The sequence below is a fragment of the Fusicatenibacter faecihominis genome, assembly GCF_020686945.1.
GTDB lineage: Bacteria > Bacillota > Clostridia > Lachnospirales > Lachnospiraceae > Limivivens > Limivivens faecihominis.
In genome coordinates this window covers 46,821-61,105 of sequence record NZ_JAJEPR010000020.1, presented here as the reverse complement: position 1 = coordinate 61,105, position 14,285 = coordinate 46,821, and the positions used below count along the sequence as shown (strand labels likewise).

17 protein-coding genes and 3 pseudogenes are annotated in these 14,285 nt (G+C 49.3%); 18 read left to right on the top strand and 2 right to left on the bottom strand.

Annotation, left to right across the window (positions count from 1 at the left end; genetic code table 11):
• Nucleotides 1-89: 89 nt before the first annotated feature.
• Nucleotides 90-179 (bottom strand): annotated as a pseudogene (locus tag LKD71_RS18570) (type II toxin-antitoxin system RelB/DinJ family antitoxin); the annotation flags it as partial.
• Nucleotides 180-470: 291 nt separating this feature from the next.
• Between LKD71_RS18570 and LKD71_RS11895 the strand changes: the two are divergent.
• The 9 genes from LKD71_RS11895 (at nucleotide 471) to LKD71_RS11855 (ending at nucleotide 6,501) form a co-directional block, all read left to right on the top strand.
• Nucleotides 471-1,085 carry a class I SAM-dependent methyltransferase gene (locus tag LKD71_RS11895; protein ID WP_227615575.1) on the top strand — a complete coding sequence of 205 codons (615 nt, stop codon included), beginning with the start codon at nucleotides 471-473 and terminating at the stop codon, nucleotides 1,083-1,085.
• A gap of 1 nt (nucleotide 1,086) precedes the next feature.
• A complete protein-coding gene (locus LKD71_RS11890) occupies nucleotides 1,087-1,695 on the top strand; it encodes a class I SAM-dependent methyltransferase (protein WP_227615574.1) in 609 nt (202 codons plus the stop codon).
• Between the two features lie 9 nt (nucleotides 1,696-1,704).
• A complete protein-coding gene (locus LKD71_RS11885; RefSeq protein WP_227615573.1) occupies nucleotides 1,705-2,568 on the top strand; it encodes an MBL fold metallo-hydrolase in 864 nt (287 codons plus the stop codon).
• Nucleotides 2,565-3,266 carry an L-2-amino-thiazoline-4-carboxylic acid hydrolase gene (locus LKD71_RS11880; RefSeq protein ID WP_227615572.1) on the top strand — a complete coding sequence of 234 codons (702 nt, stop codon included), beginning with the start codon at nucleotides 2,565-2,567 and terminating at the stop codon, nucleotides 3,264-3,266. Before LKD71_RS11885 ends, LKD71_RS11880 begins: the two co-directional genes overlap by 4 nt.
• A complete protein-coding gene (locus LKD71_RS11875; RefSeq protein ID WP_227615571.1) occupies nucleotides 3,266-3,760 on the top strand; it encodes a hypothetical protein in 495 nt (164 codons plus the stop codon). The genes LKD71_RS11880 and LKD71_RS11875 overlap by 1 nt, the downstream gene beginning before the upstream one ends.
• A 10-nt stretch (nucleotides 3,761-3,770) precedes the next feature.
• Complete coding sequence (locus LKD71_RS11870; RefSeq protein WP_227615570.1) at nucleotides 3,771-4,388, top strand: alpha/beta fold hydrolase; 618 nt, start codon at nucleotides 3,771-3,773, stop codon at nucleotides 4,386-4,388.
• A gap of 165 nt (nucleotides 4,389-4,553) precedes the next feature.
• Complete coding sequence (locus LKD71_RS11865; protein ID WP_227615569.1) at nucleotides 4,554-5,396, top strand: class I SAM-dependent methyltransferase; 843 nt, start codon at nucleotides 4,554-4,556, stop codon at nucleotides 5,394-5,396.
• The gene (locus LKD71_RS11860; protein WP_227615568.1) at nucleotides 5,393-6,319 is read left to right on the top strand and encodes a ketopantoate reductase family protein; all 927 of its coding nucleotides are present in this window, start codon (nucleotides 5,393-5,395) and stop codon (nucleotides 6,317-6,319) included. Before LKD71_RS11865 ends, LKD71_RS11860 begins: the two co-directional genes overlap by 4 nt.
• Entirely contained in the window at nucleotides 6,316-6,501 is a 186-nt protein-coding gene (locus tag LKD71_RS11855; RefSeq protein ID WP_118770644.1) for a hypothetical protein, read from the top strand. The genes LKD71_RS11860 and LKD71_RS11855 overlap by 4 nt, the downstream gene beginning before the upstream one ends.
• 106 nt (nucleotides 6,502-6,607) lie before the next feature.
• On the opposite strand, the gene LKD71_RS11850 is transcribed toward LKD71_RS11855, so the two are convergent.
• The gene (locus LKD71_RS11850; RefSeq protein WP_227615567.1) at nucleotides 6,608-7,045 is read right to left on the bottom strand and encodes a MerR family transcriptional regulator; all 438 of its coding nucleotides are present in this window, start codon (nucleotides 7,043-7,045) and stop codon (nucleotides 6,608-6,610) included.
• A 62-nt stretch (nucleotides 7,046-7,107) separates the two neighbouring features.
• Here LKD71_RS11850 and LKD71_RS11845 point away from each other — a divergent pair, with 62 nt between their 5' ends.
• The 9 genes and pseudogenes from LKD71_RS11845 to LKD71_RS11805 all read left to right on the top strand — a co-directional run bounded on the left by LKD71_RS11845 (nucleotide 7,108) and on the right by LKD71_RS11805 (nucleotide 14,194).
• Nucleotides 7,108-7,524 carry an ornithine cyclodeaminase family protein gene (locus tag LKD71_RS11845; protein WP_227615566.1) on the top strand — a complete coding sequence of 139 codons (417 nt, stop codon included), beginning with the start codon at nucleotides 7,108-7,110 and terminating at the stop codon, nucleotides 7,522-7,524.
• Nucleotides 7,525-7,884: 360 nt separating this feature from the next.
• On the top strand, nucleotides 7,885-8,097 hold the full coding sequence (locus tag LKD71_RS11840; protein WP_331466456.1) for a hypothetical protein: 213 nt from the start codon (nucleotides 7,885-7,887) through the stop codon (nucleotides 8,095-8,097).
• On the top strand, nucleotides 8,084-9,427 hold the full coding sequence (locus LKD71_RS11835) for an MATE family efflux transporter (RefSeq protein WP_227615565.1): 1,344 nt from the start codon (nucleotides 8,084-8,086) through the stop codon (nucleotides 9,425-9,427). The genes LKD71_RS11840 and LKD71_RS11835 overlap by 14 nt, the downstream gene beginning before the upstream one ends.
• 314 nt (nucleotides 9,428-9,741) lie before the next feature.
• Nucleotides 9,742-10,044 (top strand): annotated as a pseudogene (locus LKD71_RS11830) (ATP-binding protein); the annotation flags it as partial.
• A gap of 239 nt (nucleotides 10,045-10,283) precedes the next feature.
• A pseudogene (locus LKD71_RS11825) lies at nucleotides 10,284-10,460 on the top strand (relaxase/mobilization nuclease domain-containing protein); the annotation flags it as partial.
• Nucleotides 10,461-10,603: 143 nt separating this feature from the next.
• Entirely contained in the window at nucleotides 10,604-11,155 is a 552-nt protein-coding gene (locus tag LKD71_RS11820) for a flavin reductase family protein (protein WP_117765422.1), read from the top strand.
• Nucleotides 11,156-11,286: 131 nt separating this feature from the next.
• Complete coding sequence (locus LKD71_RS11815) at nucleotides 11,287-12,303, top strand: O-acetyl-ADP-ribose deacetylase (RefSeq protein ID WP_227615564.1); 1,017 nt, start codon at nucleotides 11,287-11,289, stop codon at nucleotides 12,301-12,303.
• Nucleotides 12,304-12,487: 184 nt separating this feature from the next.
• Nucleotides 12,488-13,147, top strand: coding sequence for a vWA domain-containing protein (locus tag LKD71_RS11810; protein WP_227615563.1), 660 nt, complete (start codon nucleotides 12,488-12,490; stop codon nucleotides 13,145-13,147).
• A gap of 240 nt (nucleotides 13,148-13,387) precedes the next feature.
• Nucleotides 13,388-14,194: an N-acetyltransferase gene (locus LKD71_RS11805; protein ID WP_334302594.1), complete on the top strand. Its 807-nt coding sequence runs from the start codon at nucleotides 13,388-13,390 to the stop codon at nucleotides 14,192-14,194.
• Nucleotides 14,195-14,285: the final 91 nt, after the last annotated feature.

The following is a 14,285-nucleotide window of genomic DNA, read 5'->3' as shown; positions in this document are numbered from 1 at the left end:
AGCTTTGCCTTAAAAGGCAATCGAGCAGGAAGCCCCCACTTCAAAATCGTAAGATTTAAGTGGTGGGAGCATGTCACCGCCCTCAATGCTTCCTCTACATCAGAGTAGCGTTTTACAGACGAATCACGGGCAATGCGTTCTGCTTCCAGCATTGCTGCCATCGTTTCCTTGTTTGGCTGGATACTATACCATTGCAAAAAAGAAGCGAGCATGATATAATATGGATAAAAAGGCAAAAGTCACCGCAATGGTGTGAAAATAGATTTTGGCTGTTTCCATAAGGAGTAGATCGAGAGGCGTTATCTTTAGTGGCTGAAAATACAGATGTGTGATGCTTGCAGCAAGCTATTTGTATAAGCCGAAAGGCCGCAGAAATGCGGCTTTTTCTAAATACGTGAGTTAACCGAACCTAACTTGTCAATGTGCGCGTGCTGGTTAGATAAATTTAACCACAAAAAGGAGAGACAGCAATGCGAGAACACAAGAATTTCTGGGACAGAAATGCAGGTCTGTATGACTGCTTTATGCGAAAAGACAGGGCAGTATACGAGAAAATGTATGAGCTGATCCGTCCGGTCGTGAAAGACAAAACAGTGCTGGAGGTTGCTACCGGAACGGGACTGATCGCCAAGCACATCGTAAAAGCAGTGGCACACATCGAGGCGACGGATGCCTCTCCGGAAATGATTACAGAGGCCAAACGGGGGAATTACTCTGCGAAGCTGCGTTTTTCCGTGCAGGATATGTTTTCTCTGCCATACGCGAGCAAATCATTCGATGTGGTAATCGTATCAAACGCACTGCACATTGTGCCTCAGCCAGAAAAATCACTGCGAGAGATCAAACGGGTGCTGAAGGATGACGGTGTGCTGATCGCGCCTACCTTTACGCACGCAGAAAACTCATTTCCCGGCAAGGTCAAAGCCTTTTTCATGAATCTGGCAGGCTTTCCTCTCCACAGCAAGTGGACGAGTGAAGAATACCTAAAATTTCTGCAACAGAATGATTGGACAGTGCGAAAAAGTGTTGTTCTAAAGGCCTCTTTTCCACTGACCTATACGGAATGTGTGAAATCGGAGGTGTGATATGTCCTTCTTTGAAAACACCCGCAAGCCCGTAGGCTTTAGCGGGAAGATCATGGTTGCTATGATGAACTTTGGGCACAGCGCAATGGCAGCGTGGGGATTGCATTTTTTGCAGCCTGCCCCGGATGCCATGGTGCTGGACTGCGGCTGCGGCGGTGGAGCGAACATCAAAACGCTGCTGAAGCTGTGTCCCAAGGGCAAGGTGCAGGGCATCGACTATTCGGCAGTCAGTGTAGAAAAAGCGCGAAAGGTCAATGCAGGTGCCATTGCAGCAGGGCAGTGTACTGTGCAGCAGGCAAGTGTAGCAGAGTTGCCGTTTGAAGCGGAGCAGTTTGATGTAGTGACCGCATTTGAAACGGTCTATTTCTGGCCGGAGCTTGCGCAAAATTTCAGAGAGGTCTATCGGGTGCTGAAGCCCGGCGGGACTTTTTTCATCTGTAACGAAGCAAACGGCGAAACAGCAAAAGACGACAAATGGACGCGAATCATTAACGGTATGACCATCTATACGGATGTTGATCTGAAAGTGTATCTGGAGCAAGCAGGCTTTGGCAGGGTTCAGAGTCACAAAAATAAAAAGGGCTGGCTGTGTGTCACAGCACAGAAATGAGGTGTGATCATGTCGAAAAAAGCAACGGAATTTCAAAGAAAAGCAATGAGCCGGATGTACCGGGGCAAGGAGATATTTAAGCCTTTGAACACCGGCTGGATCGATGAAAATGTCGCTTGTGTGCGAGAGTGGGTGGCAAATATCTTCTTCTACCGCAAGGGCGATACCACCATTATGATTGATGCCGGATACAACTATGACCGTCTGGCGGAGAAAATGAGCTGGCTCGGTATCGACCCGCATTCCATCCGGCACGTCCTCATCACGCATCAGGACACTGACCATGTGGGTGCAGTGGAGGCCGACAGTCCGGGACTATTCCGGGACGCAAAGCTCTACATCGGCGAGGTTGAGAACCGCTATCTGACCGGCGAAGTGCGCCGCAAGGTGATCTATCGCCTGTACAAGCTGCCGCAGGTCACGATCCACAACGAAAAGGTACTGTTGCATGACGGCGAGGTTTTCGATATTGGCGGCATCAAAATCGAATGCTTCCTTGTCCCCGGTCATACCTGGGGGCACATGGTATATCTCATTGACGATAAGTATCTGTTCACCGGCGACACGCTGTGGTTCGGTGCGGACGGCGGATACAGCTTTATTTCCTCTCTGGCAGAGGATAATAAGCTGGCTGTGCAGTCACTGGCGGAGCTGGAACGGAAACTGCGCGCCCGTGGTCTGCATCCGTATTTCATCACCGGTCACACGGGATGGACGGACAATTTGGAATTTGCTTTTGCCCATAAGGACAAGCTCTGTTCGCCATTCAAGAAACGGGTACACGACCCGTCGGCACCCTATGATGCCTACGACGAATCGGACGACACCGAAGAAAATGCAAAGAGCGGTTTTCTGAAAGGCGTGGGAAGATGAAGGACAGCGAATTACAAATTGACCGCAGCTGCCATGTGCTGTATTCCAAGCCCTGCAAAAAGGAAATACTGGCGAAAATCGCCCTGCACTATCCGGAAGCGGAGCGGGAGACAGTATGGGAAAAGGTGCAGCGGCAGTACGCGGTCTTTCTCTCCGACTGGCGCACCGATTTGGGCGGCAAAAAGAACTTCCACAACGGCATAGGCGGCACCTATGACTGCATCGCCATCATGAGCTATTATGTGGTCTGCAAAGCAATTACTTCGTTCCGTGAAATTGAAGAGATGGAGGAAAATCTGATCCTGCCGACCTTCCGCAAGCTGAAATTCGTGGACTGCAACAAGCCGTTCTGGAGGAAGCTGATGTACAGGGCGTTTGTTCGTGCGAAAAGCGGCTGCGACAAATGGCACGATTACGAGATGTCGGTTGCGCCTTACGAAAACGGCAAGCCTATTTATTATGAGTTTACGTCGTGTCCGGCGGCGGAGTTCGCCATCCGGCACGGTCTTACGGACATCATGCCCGCCCTGTGCAATGTGGACTTTGCGTCTATGGAGCTGCTCCATGCAAGGCTTATACGGACGAACACCTGCATGAACGGCTGCCGGTGCGACTATACCATCTGCGGCGACCAGGACCCGTATGTAAAGGAACATCCCGAATATCGGGATGAGGCGGGCTTCAGGAGGAATCGGTAATGCTTTTACAGGTGATTTTGGAAGGCATCGGGCTGGGCGTTCTGCTCATTTTGCTTTACGCCATCGGTATCCGCAAGGGCGCGGTGGGCATGGTGCATCTTTACAGCCAGGAGGTGCAGGAGCGGTGCGTAACGCTGGGACTTACAACACACGCGAAAATCAAGCGAAATGCTTTGATTTTCAAAGCTGTCTGCGTCCCCGGATACATCGCCTATGTGCTGGTCTGCGTCTATGCGCTCAACGGCGCAAAGGGCTTCGTTCAGGGCTTTTGGCAGCTGCTGGTCATACTGTCCGTTATGAATCTCATAGACCGATTTTGGGTTGACGGCTATTGGGTAGGACATACGAACGCATGGGAAATTCCGGGGACGGAAGACCTGAAACCCTACATTACAGCCAAGGATAAGGGCAAAAAGTGGCTGTTCGGCACAATTGGTATGGCGGTCATTTCGGCAGCACTGGCGGCGATTATGATGCTTTTTATGAAAATATGAGGTGATAGAAATGCTGTTTCAAACATATGGCGACAGGAGGAATCCTGCCGTGCTGTTCTTTCATGCAATGGGTGTGACAGGAGCGAGCAGCGAACCGATTGCGAGGTATTTGCAGGATCGATATTTCTGCATCTTGCCCACCTCCACCGTTTACTGCGAGGGGCAGAAATATGTCAGCAAGCAGGACGAAATACGGCAGGTGGAGGACTTTCTGCATCGACAGGGCGTGGAGCGGCTGGCGATGGTGGTCGCTTCTTCCATCGGTGCAGACCTTGCCATGGCGTTTCTGACGCAGACGAAGCTGCCCGTGGAGCACGCTTTCTTTGACGGCGGGCAGTTCGCCCAAATCGGAAAGGGCACGCGCCGTATCATGACGCCGTTTCTGTATTTTGCCATCAAGAGCCTATATTGGTCGAAGGGCGGTACGCTGAAAAAGATACTGTGGTGTGACGACGATTCCATAAAGTCGTATTTTATAGACGCAGGGAAAAATCTGACCTATACAAATTTGCGGCGGCAGATTTCGGACAGTCTGAAGGATAAAACCTTTCCGCTGCTTTCAAAAGAATTGCAAAAACATACCTATTTCGAGTTTGGCAGTATAGAAGATCATTTCAAATACCGTTAAGCAGTGATGGAAGCCTACCCCTGCGGCCATTATCCCGTGTTTGAGGGATACAATCACATGCAATATCAGATTCGCAATCCAAAGGGGTTCGCCGAAATGCTGGCACACATCGCCGAGCGTGACTGTATGCCGGAACTGCCATTTATCAGAAAGTGAGTGATACCCATGAAATACAAAATCGAGAAAAACACCGTGCAGGAGACGTTGATCCTCCCGCTGTATTCACGGAAGCTGTGTACGGAGTTGTATCCGAACCTTTACCGGGACGAAACGGCGGTGCGTCTGATCGACCAGATCGACTACGACTTTTCAGAGGCAGAGAAAAATTCCCGCAGCCTGATGCAGCGTTTCGGTGCGCTGGAGGTCGCCATGCGGCAGAATGACCTTGCCTTTGAAGTGCAGGCGTACCTGAAAAACCACCCCTGCGCGGCAGTGGTCAATCTGGGCTGCGGGCTGGATAACACCGGCAAAGCCTGCGACAACGGCAGCTGTAAAATCTACAATCTGGACTTTCCCGATGTCATAGCCGTGCGTAACGAGCTTTTGCCCGCCGGGGAGCGGGAGCAAAACATCCCCTGCGACCTGAAAGACCCCGCATGGTTTGATAAGATCGATACCTCCGGCGGGGCGGTGTTCTTTGCCTCCGGGGTGTTCTATTACTTCCTGACGGAGCAGGTTCGGGAACTGGTGCAGGGGATGGCGGACGCTTTCTCCGGCGGAGTGCTGGTCTTTGATGCTGCCAACCGTACGGCGGTGAAGATGATCGCCAAAACGTGGCTCAGAACGGCAAAAATCAAGGATGTAGGGGCATATTTCGCGGTTTCGGATGCTCCCAAGGAGATTGGCGAGTGGGACAGCCGGTTACGGGTATCTAGCAGGGGCTATATGATGGGCTACAACGACCTGAAAGACCCTTCCGTCAGCGGTTTTTTCCGATTTCTCGCCAAGGTCGGGGACAACGGGATGAAAATGCAGATCGTGAAGATCGGATTTGGAGGCAAGCTATGAAAATTCTGGTATATGGTGCAGGCGTTCTGGGATGCAATCTGGCAAGAAATCTGCTGCGCACCGGAAAGGATGTCACTCTGCTTGCGCGGGGAAACTGGGCTGCGGAGATCAAGCAGAACGGCCTGCGGATCAAGGACAAATTTTCGCTCCGCACCTCGGTCAGCCGCATTCCGGTGGTGACTGAACTTGCACCGGATGCAATGTACGATGTGATCTTTGTGGTCCTGCGCTATACGCAGCTGGATTCCGTTCTGGACGCGCTGCGGGCGAACCGGACGAAGACCATCGTTTTTGTGGGGAACAATGTGCAGGCGAGGGCGCTGGCGGCGGCGCTGCCGGGGAAGAACGTCCTGTTTGCCTTTGCGCTTTCTGCGGGGCATCGGGAGGTTGACCGGGTGGTCTCCATCGACCTGAAAAAGATCACCATCGGACAGCTGCCGGGTGCAATCTCCAATAAACAGCTGATCAGGCGCATCTTCCACGGCACAAAATATAAGGTTGTTTACGAGCTGAACATGGAGGACTATCTGCTCTGCCATGCCGCGTTTGTGATGCCTGCGGCCTTCGCCTGCTATAAGACAGACGGCGACCTGAAAAAGCTCCGGGGAGATACCGCGTACCTGAACCGTGTGCTGGATGCCAACATCGAGGGATACCGCGCCATCCGAGATGCCGGGCACACCATTCTGCCCAAGGAGGATGCAGACTTTGAAGGGGAGAAATACCGCAAGACATGCCTGCGCTTTTTCAAGCTGATGTGTGCCACTTCGCTGGGCAAGCTCTGCGCCTCCGACCATGCCATGAACGCCATCGACGAAATGAGTGCGCTGAACCGGGATCTTAAGAAATTTTTCGATGAACATGGCGCAGCCTACCCGGTGTGGCAGGCACTGGAAGCGGAAGCCGGGAGGTATCTGCAATGAAATACGCTGGAATGCCCTTTGGAATGTGGGCACTGTTTGCCGGTTCCTTTCAAAAGCAGCTGACCGCGGTGCTGGGCTATGATGCAGACACTGCAAAAGCCATACAAAGATTCAAAACTGCGTGTGGGATGTCCGGCGATTTATCTTGCTCACTAACTTGGTCACTGACTAAGTTTTTCTAACTACCAGTTTACAGAAAACAGAATAGAATCGTCTTCGATGCCTCGTTGGGAAACCAACGGGGTATTTTTTTTGCGCTAAATCCGACGATACATAGCACGGGAAAGGTTAGCTATGCGCGTTTTCATATGCTTTTTGGATTCCCTCCGGTAAGTGGTCGGGAATCAGTGACTTTAGTCTGTCCTCACTGCCGTCTTTGATTGCCTGCTCATAGTACCAGCATTTGAATTTCAGCATATCCAGCGTCCGGTTCATCTGCTCAAGCTCTGCTTCCATGTGCACCCGTTGCGCCTCAAACATTGCCTTTCGCTGCGGGTAGGTGGCCGGTCCTTCTAGGCACCAATCCATGAACTGCCGAATGTCCTTGATCTCCATGCCAGCCTTTTTCAGACATTCAATGACCCGGAGCGCTTCAATCTCCGCCTCACTAAACTTGCGGATGCCGGATACCCGTTCCATGTTCGGAAAAAGTCCCTGTTTATCATAATAGCGCAGCGTAGAGATGGGCAATCCGAACATCTCTGCCACCTGTCCAATTGAATACATAAATTTCCCTCCAAAAAAATTTCAAAAAACATCTTGACCTAAAGTTAGGTTTAGGTATTACTATGAAAATAACACAGAGAATATCAAATTTGCAAGAAGCCGTATCCGACAGCGACATTATCATCACAATCACGCCTTCCCACACCCCGCTGATTCAAAAAGAATGGGTCAAACCCGGCACACATTTTTCCTGCATTGGTGCTGATATGGCGGGCAAAGAAGAAATTGATTCCCAAATTTTTGAGGATGCCATTGTTTTTGTGGACGACCTCGAACACTGCAGGAACGCCGGAGAAATTGAGATTCCCTTGAAGCAGGGCACATTGTCTGAAGATCGAATCTGTGGAGAACTTGGTGATCTCATTCTTGGAAAGGCTGCGGGTCGTAAAAGCGATACCGACATCACGGTGTTTGATTCTACTGGCATGGCACTTTTGGATCTTGCCGTGGCAGATTTCCTGCTCAAGAAAAATAGGTGAAGCCAAGTGGATTGTTTTCACAGTATTAAATCGCAAGGATGTAGTACATCGGACAAAGCTCAATCCGGAAAGCAGCATCGAAGTGCGCTTTTTCTGCCGGGGCATGGAATATTGTATTGGTATTGTAACCACCACGGACTATTCCAAAAACGAATTTGAGAAGTTCCAACTGCGGGGTTCGGACAACCTTTTTGATGACTTTTTGCTGTACTGAGATCCATTGACATTTGCGCACACCCATGCTATAATGTTCGAGTGTTCACTCGGAGGGTGAGTTGTTCGTGGAAACAACAGCCGGATAAGGCGCAGATTGAGATTCTGTCCCTTGTTCGGCTTTTTTGCGTTCAGAGGCGGATTTTAGTGGATTGTCTTCACGAAAATATCAAACAAATTTATTTCGGGTATCTTGCTGCGGCCTTTGGCAGTACACGGATCTCATCTGTTTACTCGATTGTAGATATGGCGATGATGGGGCAGTATCCGGGACCGGATGGTACAGCTACTCTTACTGTGGCTGCGCTTTGTGGTAAAAAGCAGGAAGTTGTGGGGGAATATGGTTATGTCAAAAGATGAGTATTTGATTACCGATACGCCGCTGAAAGCGCTGACAGTTTTTGCAATGCCGATGATTCTCGGCAGCTTTTTTCAGCAGGTATACAATATGGCTGATTCCATTATCGTCGGTCAGTTTGTGGGCTCCTCCGCACTGGCGGCGGTTGGTGCCTGTGCAGCCCTGACGAATGTTTTCATTTGTGTGGCACTGGGGGCCGGTGTTGGTGCAGGTGTGCTTGTGAGCCGCTATTTCGGTGCCAAAGAGTACGGCAAAATGAAAACCATTGTTTCTACATCATTGATCAGCTTTTTGCTTCTGAGCATCATCCTTGGTGTCTTTGGATTTTGCTTTTCTCATGCGATGATGAGCGGATTACAGACCCCTGCCGATATCCTGGGGGAAGCGGTACTATATTTGCGGGTCTATTTTGTGGGTTTCCCGTTTTTGTTCATGTACAATATTCTTTCTACCATGTTCACATCCATCGGTGAATCAAAAATTCCGCTGGGGCTGCTGATCTTTTCATCGATCCTGAATATTGTGATGGATCTTTGGATGGTAGCCGGTCTGGGGCTTGGCGTGTTCGGCGCGGCACTGGCAACCCTGATTGCCCAAGGAATTTCCGCTGTGTTCTCACTATTGATTTTCCTATATCGGATGCGGCGGTATAAGAGCGCCTTTGCCTGGTTTGGCAGGAGGGAGCTGCGCTCGATGCTTCGAATTGCCGTGCCGTCAGTTCTCCAGCAGTCTACCGTGTCTATCGGTATGATGATCGTACAGGCAGTGGTCAATCCCTTCGGCACACAGGCGCTGGCAGGATATGCGGCAACGATGCGGGTGGAGAATGTCTTTTCTCTGATTTTTGTGTCCATCGGCAATGCGGTTTCTCCATATGTTTCCCAGAACCTTGGCGCAAACAAAACGCAGCGTATCAAAAAAGGCTACCACGCAGCATTGGTGCTGGATGTGTGCTTTGCAGCCATTGCCTTCCTTGTCATTGAAACGCTGCACACGCAGATTTCCTCGCTGTTCCTTGGAAAAGACGGAACAGCTCTGGCTTATCAGGTGTCTGGGGATTATATGAGGTGGCTCGGTTACTTCTTTATCTTTATGGGAATTAAAATGGCGACCGATGGAGTTCTTCGCGGACTTGGAATCATGCGCCCATTCCTTATTGCCAACATGGTAAACCTTGCGATCCGCCTGTCCGTGGCTTTGATCTGTGCGCCGCGTTTTGGCATTGACTTTGTTTGGCTTGCTGTGCCTGCAGGCTGGCTTGCCAACTTTTTGGTTTCCTATGCGGCGCTCAGAAAATCCTGGCCAATGGATAAAGCGGCGAGCGCTCTCTAATACCCGGTTTATCAAACCACAATAACCATTTTACGGCGGGCCTCGGCCAGCCGTTTCTTTTTGCTTTATATCAATCGCATTCTCCCGTAAATGGTAAAGCCAGACAGGGACAATGATACTTCCGTAATTCGCAATCCGGCCATAAGGAAGGCGGAATGGTTAAATTCCAATGGAGCAGTGAAGCACACTGCCGCCTGTGAGAAATCCTACATCTCTGGGGTGGTAAGAAAAAGTACAGAGAAACCATATTTTCAGAAAGCACTGCTGGGTGCTGTATCCGCATGATACCTGGCAGGCTTTATCCATATCAGTGTAATGTTGATGTGGGCGTCGTGCAGATCTTTGATAAAGATAAAGAGGACAAGCGTGTCCGTAAGCAGTTGGAAGTTGACTTTGTGGCTAACCAAGGTAATCAGAGGTACTATATTCAGGTTGCATATGACATGACTTCGGAAGAAAAGCAGACTCAGGAGTTCAACTCTTTGCGTAATATCTCAGACTCTTTCAAAAAGATTGTCATTGTAAATGGCAGCAAGAAACCTTGGAGAAATGATGAGGGATTTGTCATCATTGGAATGAAGTATTTCCTTTTGAATGCAGATAGTTTAGCGTTCTGACATCGGTTATAGATCCTTAACATAGATTATTCCTGGAGAGAAATAGATTTTATTGCAAGACCAATGAATGACATGATGCTGAAATGCTGTGAGGAAGACACATGTGCAGTTCCGACAGGTTATAATCTGGACATTGAAGCAGATGATATAGACGTAACAGATACAGTAACTGTGGTATGGAAGATTTTTTGATGAAAAAAACAAAGTGGCTTGGGACGAATTAAATACTTTATTCCTAAAAACTCTGCAATTTTTGGGGCAGCACCAAGGCAGTTCGCCGGTTAAGTGACACTATCTGTATTGAGAATGGACTGGCCATTGTAGAAAATCCAAAACCTCACGGAAAGAGCTATAACAAATGGCTGAGCGATCAGGCAAAGCCCTCTCACCGAGAGCTGCTTCGTGTGGCGATTGACAAAAATCCGTTCATGCCGGATATAAAAATACACCTTGCATCTGTTATTATGTGCTCGGAAGAGATATAATGAAGAAGAGTAAGAAGGCGGATTGCGCATGTCCGTTTTGCCAATGAGAAAGACGATTAAAGGAGGACAAGTAAATGAGTAGAGTAGATTTTGGTGTAAAGCCGGTCATGTATCCGATGCCGGTATTGATCATCGGTACATATGATGAAAATGGTGTTCCGAATGCCATGAACGCCGCATGGGGAATGATCACGGACAGGAATGAGATTTCCATCAGTATGTCGGAGCATAAGACAACGGAAAACATTGCAAAGACCGGTGCATTCACGGTCAGTATGGCAACAGAAGATACCGTTATCCCGTGCGACTATGTTGGCATAGAATCTGCCGGAAAGGTGCCGGATAAATTTACCAGGGCTGGTTTTCATGCAACGAAAAGTGAGAAGGTCAATGCACCTCTGATCGACGAACTTCCAATGGCGCTGGAATGCAAATGCAAGAGCTTTGATAATGGCATTCTGATCGGTGAAATTGTCAATGTGAATGCAGATGAAAGGATTCTTACGGATGGGAAGATCGATCCGAAGAAACTGAAACCGATTACCTACGATCCGGTCAACAATACTTATATCGGTCTTGGCGAAGTGGCAGGGAAAGCCTTTGGAGATGGAATGCAGCTGAAATAAAGAGGTGATACTGATGAAACGGAAAATAATCATCGCTGTCGTTGTGCTCATCGCTGTTCTGGCGGTGATAGCCATTGTTTCCATTCTGGCACAGACACCGGCATTGATATGACAGAAGGAGAGGAAGAGAAATGCCCTTACAGATTGTCAGAAATGATATTACAAAAATGAACGTTGACGCAATCGTCAATGCAGCCAATACTTCCCTTCTGGGAGGCGGCGGTGTGGACGGCTGCATTCATCGTGCCGCCGGGCCGGAGCTGCTTGCAGAATGCAGTACGCTGCATGGCTGCGAGACTGGCAGTGCAAAAATCACAAAGGGATACCGCCTGCCATGCAAATATGTGATCCATGCAGTCGGCCCGCGCTGGCGGGATGGCAGGCATCAGGAACAGGAGCTTCTGGAATCCTGTTATCGGACCTCTTTGAACCTGGCAAAAGAAAATGGCTGTCAGTCGGTGGCCTTTCCGCTGATTTCCTCCGGCATTTACGGCTATCCGAAAGACCAGGCGCTGAAGGTTGCAGTCGATAGCATCAGCGCGTTTCTGTTGGAAAATGAGATGATGGTCTACATCGTTGTCTTTGACCGGAAGGCATATCAGATCAGCGGAAAACTGTTTGCTGATATTGCAGCGTACATAGATGACCGGTATGTGGAAGAACATACCGACAGCCGGGCAGAACAGAGACGGCGGCTCGAAGCGTTGGCAGAGGAATCCTGCTTTGAAGCTGCACCTGCCCCGCTGTCGCCCGAAGCAATCGGTAAATCTTACAGCAGTCAATCTCTGGAAGAGGCACTGGGGCAGATAGATGAGAGCTTTTCGGAAATGCTGCTGCGGAAGATTGGTGAAAGCGGCATGACGGATGCCCAATGTTACAAGAAAGCAAACATCGATCGGAAGCTCTTTTCTAAAATCCGCTCGGATAAATTCTATAAGCCATCCAAACCTACGGTGCTGGCATTTGCCCTGGCTTTGGAACTGCCGCTTGCCCAGATGCAGGAGATGCTCGGCAAGGCAGGTTTTACCCTTTCCCATTCGAACAAATTCGATATCATTGTAGAATATTTTGTCGAACGGGGAAACTATAATGTATATGAAATCAACGAGGCACTGTTTGCTTTTGACCAGAGCCTGATTGGAGCATAAGGACAAAGAAATGTCGCTTTTCATGCGACCACTCCACAAAAGAAAATCGCTATACTATGGCTGTAAGGTACGAAACCGAGCAGCCATATGCGCGTGTAATGAGCCAAAGTTCGAGCTTGCTCGAAACCTTGGCGAATACCGCGACAGCGAGCCCGCAAGGGCGAGATTTTGGGAGGACAAGCATATGAGAAAGAATTTAACAGAGATCGTTTTTATCTTAGACCGCAGCGGTTCCATGAGCGGACTGGAACGGGATACCATCGGCGGATTCAATTCCATGATTGAACAGCAGAAAAAAGCAGAGGGCGAAGCACTGATCTCAACGGTACTGTTTGACAATGTGAGCGAAGTCCTGTACGACCGTGTAAACGTAAAGGACATCCGATCGATGACCGACCGGGATTACACGGTTCGCGGATGCACGGCACTCTTGGATGCCATCGGCGGTGCGATTCATCACATTGGAAATGTTCATAAGTACGCAAGACCGGAGGATGTGCCGGAACACACCATGTTTGTGATCACTACGGACGGAATGGAAAATGCCAGCCGCCGGTACAACAGCGAAAAAGTGAAGCAGATGATCGAGCGGCAGAAAGCGAAATACGGTTGGGAGTTTTTGTTCCTCGGTGCCAATATTGACGCAGTTGAGACCGCAAGTCAGTTCGGAATCGGCGCAGATCGTGCAGTCAACTATCAGTGCGACAGTGAAGGAACCGCGTTGAATTATGAGGTGGTCAGCGAAGCGATCAGCTCTGTCCGGTGTAGTGCCCCGCTGAGTGCAGACTGGAAAAAGCGTATAGACGAGGACTACAAAAAGCGTGGAGGCCGCAAGCACAAGTAAGTGTTTTTGAAACCGGGGTGATGATTCACTCCGGTTTTTTCTACGAGCAATGAGCCAAAGTTTGAGCTTGCTTGGTATCTTGGCGGTGCTAAGCGCCAGTGGCGCTTGTTCAGCACCGACCGAAGTGGAACGTAGATGCCACGATAATGAGGAAAACTCGCGAAGCATGTTTTCTGAAATTCTGGCAGGAACTGCCGTTAAAGCATCCGGAACGGGCGCAAGACAGAGGGAAGAAGATTTGTGTCTTGTGAATTTGTGCTTGTAAAGAAAACAAGATCCGCCTTGGAACTTATGCCTGCGGCCATCTGTGATCTTCCGTATGAGGGCGCAAAAGAAATGCTGCTGGTGGATGAAGTTGACAGCAAAGCATTTCTTACGAAGCTGTTTGAGGCAATGTACGATGAATTGCCTTACCAAAACAAAAAACAACGGAGTGAGGAACGCGGCAAATGCTTTATCGAATACATTCCGGCTGAAAACGCCTGGGTGCCTATTGTGGCAGATGGTTATCTTTACATTAACTGCTTATGGGTATCCGGCTCCATGAAGGGACACGGATACTCTAATGATCTGCTGGAGGCATGCATCCGTGATGCCAAAGCGCAGGGAAAGAAAGGTATTTGTATTCTGTGTGCGGAGGGCCGGAAGCGGGAATTTCTCGCTGACCCGAAATTTCTTACTCATAAGGGTTTCTGTGTGGCAGACATATCCGACTGCGGGATCAATCTCATGTATCTTCCCATTGAACCGACCGCACAGATGCCAAAGTTCCGGGAATGCGCGAAGCATCCGGCGATTGAGGAAACCGGTTTTGTCCTCTATTATACCGACCAGTGTCCCTACACCTATTATTGGGTGCCAAGGGTGCAGGAGGCGGCGAAGAAGTATGGTATTCCGTTCAAGGCCATCCATATCACTGATAAAGAATCAGCACAGAATGTACCTGCACCGGTCACAACCTATGCTCTGTTTTGGGACGGTCAGTTTTTGACACAGAGTATCCAGTCGGATAAAAAATTCCTGGCGTTGGCAGGTTTACAAAATTGATTTTACTCCGCTATTTTTGTGTTGCTTTTCCGTTACAACATGATGTTATCAAATGAAATGGAGAAAATTTAAATGAAAAAATTTCCTGAAG

What these genes read in the sequence shown, in the direction of transcription:
- LKD71_RS11875 (WP_227615571.1), top strand. Translation starts at nt 3,266, where the DNA reads ATGCTTTTACAGGTGATTTTGGAAGGCATCGGGCTGGGCGTTCTGCTC.
- LKD71_RS11835 (WP_227615565.1), top strand. Translation starts at nt 8,084, where the DNA reads ATGTCAAAAGATGAGTATTTGATTACCGATACGCCGCTGAAAGCGCTG.
- LKD71_RS11890 (WP_227615574.1), top strand. Translation starts at nt 1,087, where the DNA reads ATGTCCTTCTTTGAAAACACCCGCAAGCCCGTAGGCTTTAGCGGGAAG.
- LKD71_RS11855 (WP_118770644.1), top strand. Translation starts at nt 6,316, where the DNA reads ATGAAATACGCTGGAATGCCCTTTGGAATGTGGGCACTGTTTGCCGGT.
- LKD71_RS11870 (WP_227615570.1), top strand. Translation starts at nt 3,771, where the DNA reads ATGCTGTTTCAAACATATGGCGACAGGAGGAATCCTGCCGTGCTGTTC.
- LKD71_RS11860 (WP_227615568.1), top strand. Translation starts at nt 5,393, where the DNA reads ATGAAAATTCTGGTATATGGTGCAGGCGTTCTGGGATGCAATCTGGCA.
- LKD71_RS11880 (WP_227615572.1), top strand. Translation starts at nt 2,565, where the DNA reads ATGAAGGACAGCGAATTACAAATTGACCGCAGCTGCCATGTGCTGTAT.
- LKD71_RS11865 (WP_227615569.1), top strand. Translation starts at nt 4,554, where the DNA reads ATGAAATACAAAATCGAGAAAAACACCGTGCAGGAGACGTTGATCCTC.
- LKD71_RS11845 (WP_227615566.1), top strand. Translation starts at nt 7,108, where the DNA reads ATGAAAATAACACAGAGAATATCAAATTTGCAAGAAGCCGTATCCGAC.
- LKD71_RS11850 (WP_227615567.1), bottom strand. Translation starts at nt 7,045, where the DNA reads ATGTATTCAATTGGACAGGTGGCAGAGATGTTCGGATTGCCCATCTCT.
- LKD71_RS11885 (WP_227615573.1), top strand. Translation starts at nt 1,705, where the DNA reads ATGTCGAAAAAAGCAACGGAATTTCAAAGAAAAGCAATGAGCCGGATG.
- LKD71_RS11820 (WP_117765422.1), top strand. Translation starts at nt 10,604, where the DNA reads ATGAGTAGAGTAGATTTTGGTGTAAAGCCGGTCATGTATCCGATGCCG.
- LKD71_RS11815 (WP_227615564.1), top strand. Translation starts at nt 11,287, where the DNA reads ATGCCCTTACAGATTGTCAGAAATGATATTACAAAAATGAACGTTGAC.
- LKD71_RS11895 (WP_227615575.1), top strand. Translation starts at nt 471, where the DNA reads ATGCGAGAACACAAGAATTTCTGGGACAGAAATGCAGGTCTGTATGAC.
- LKD71_RS11810 (WP_227615563.1), top strand. Translation starts at nt 12,488, where the DNA reads ATGAGAAAGAATTTAACAGAGATCGTTTTTATCTTAGACCGCAGCGGT.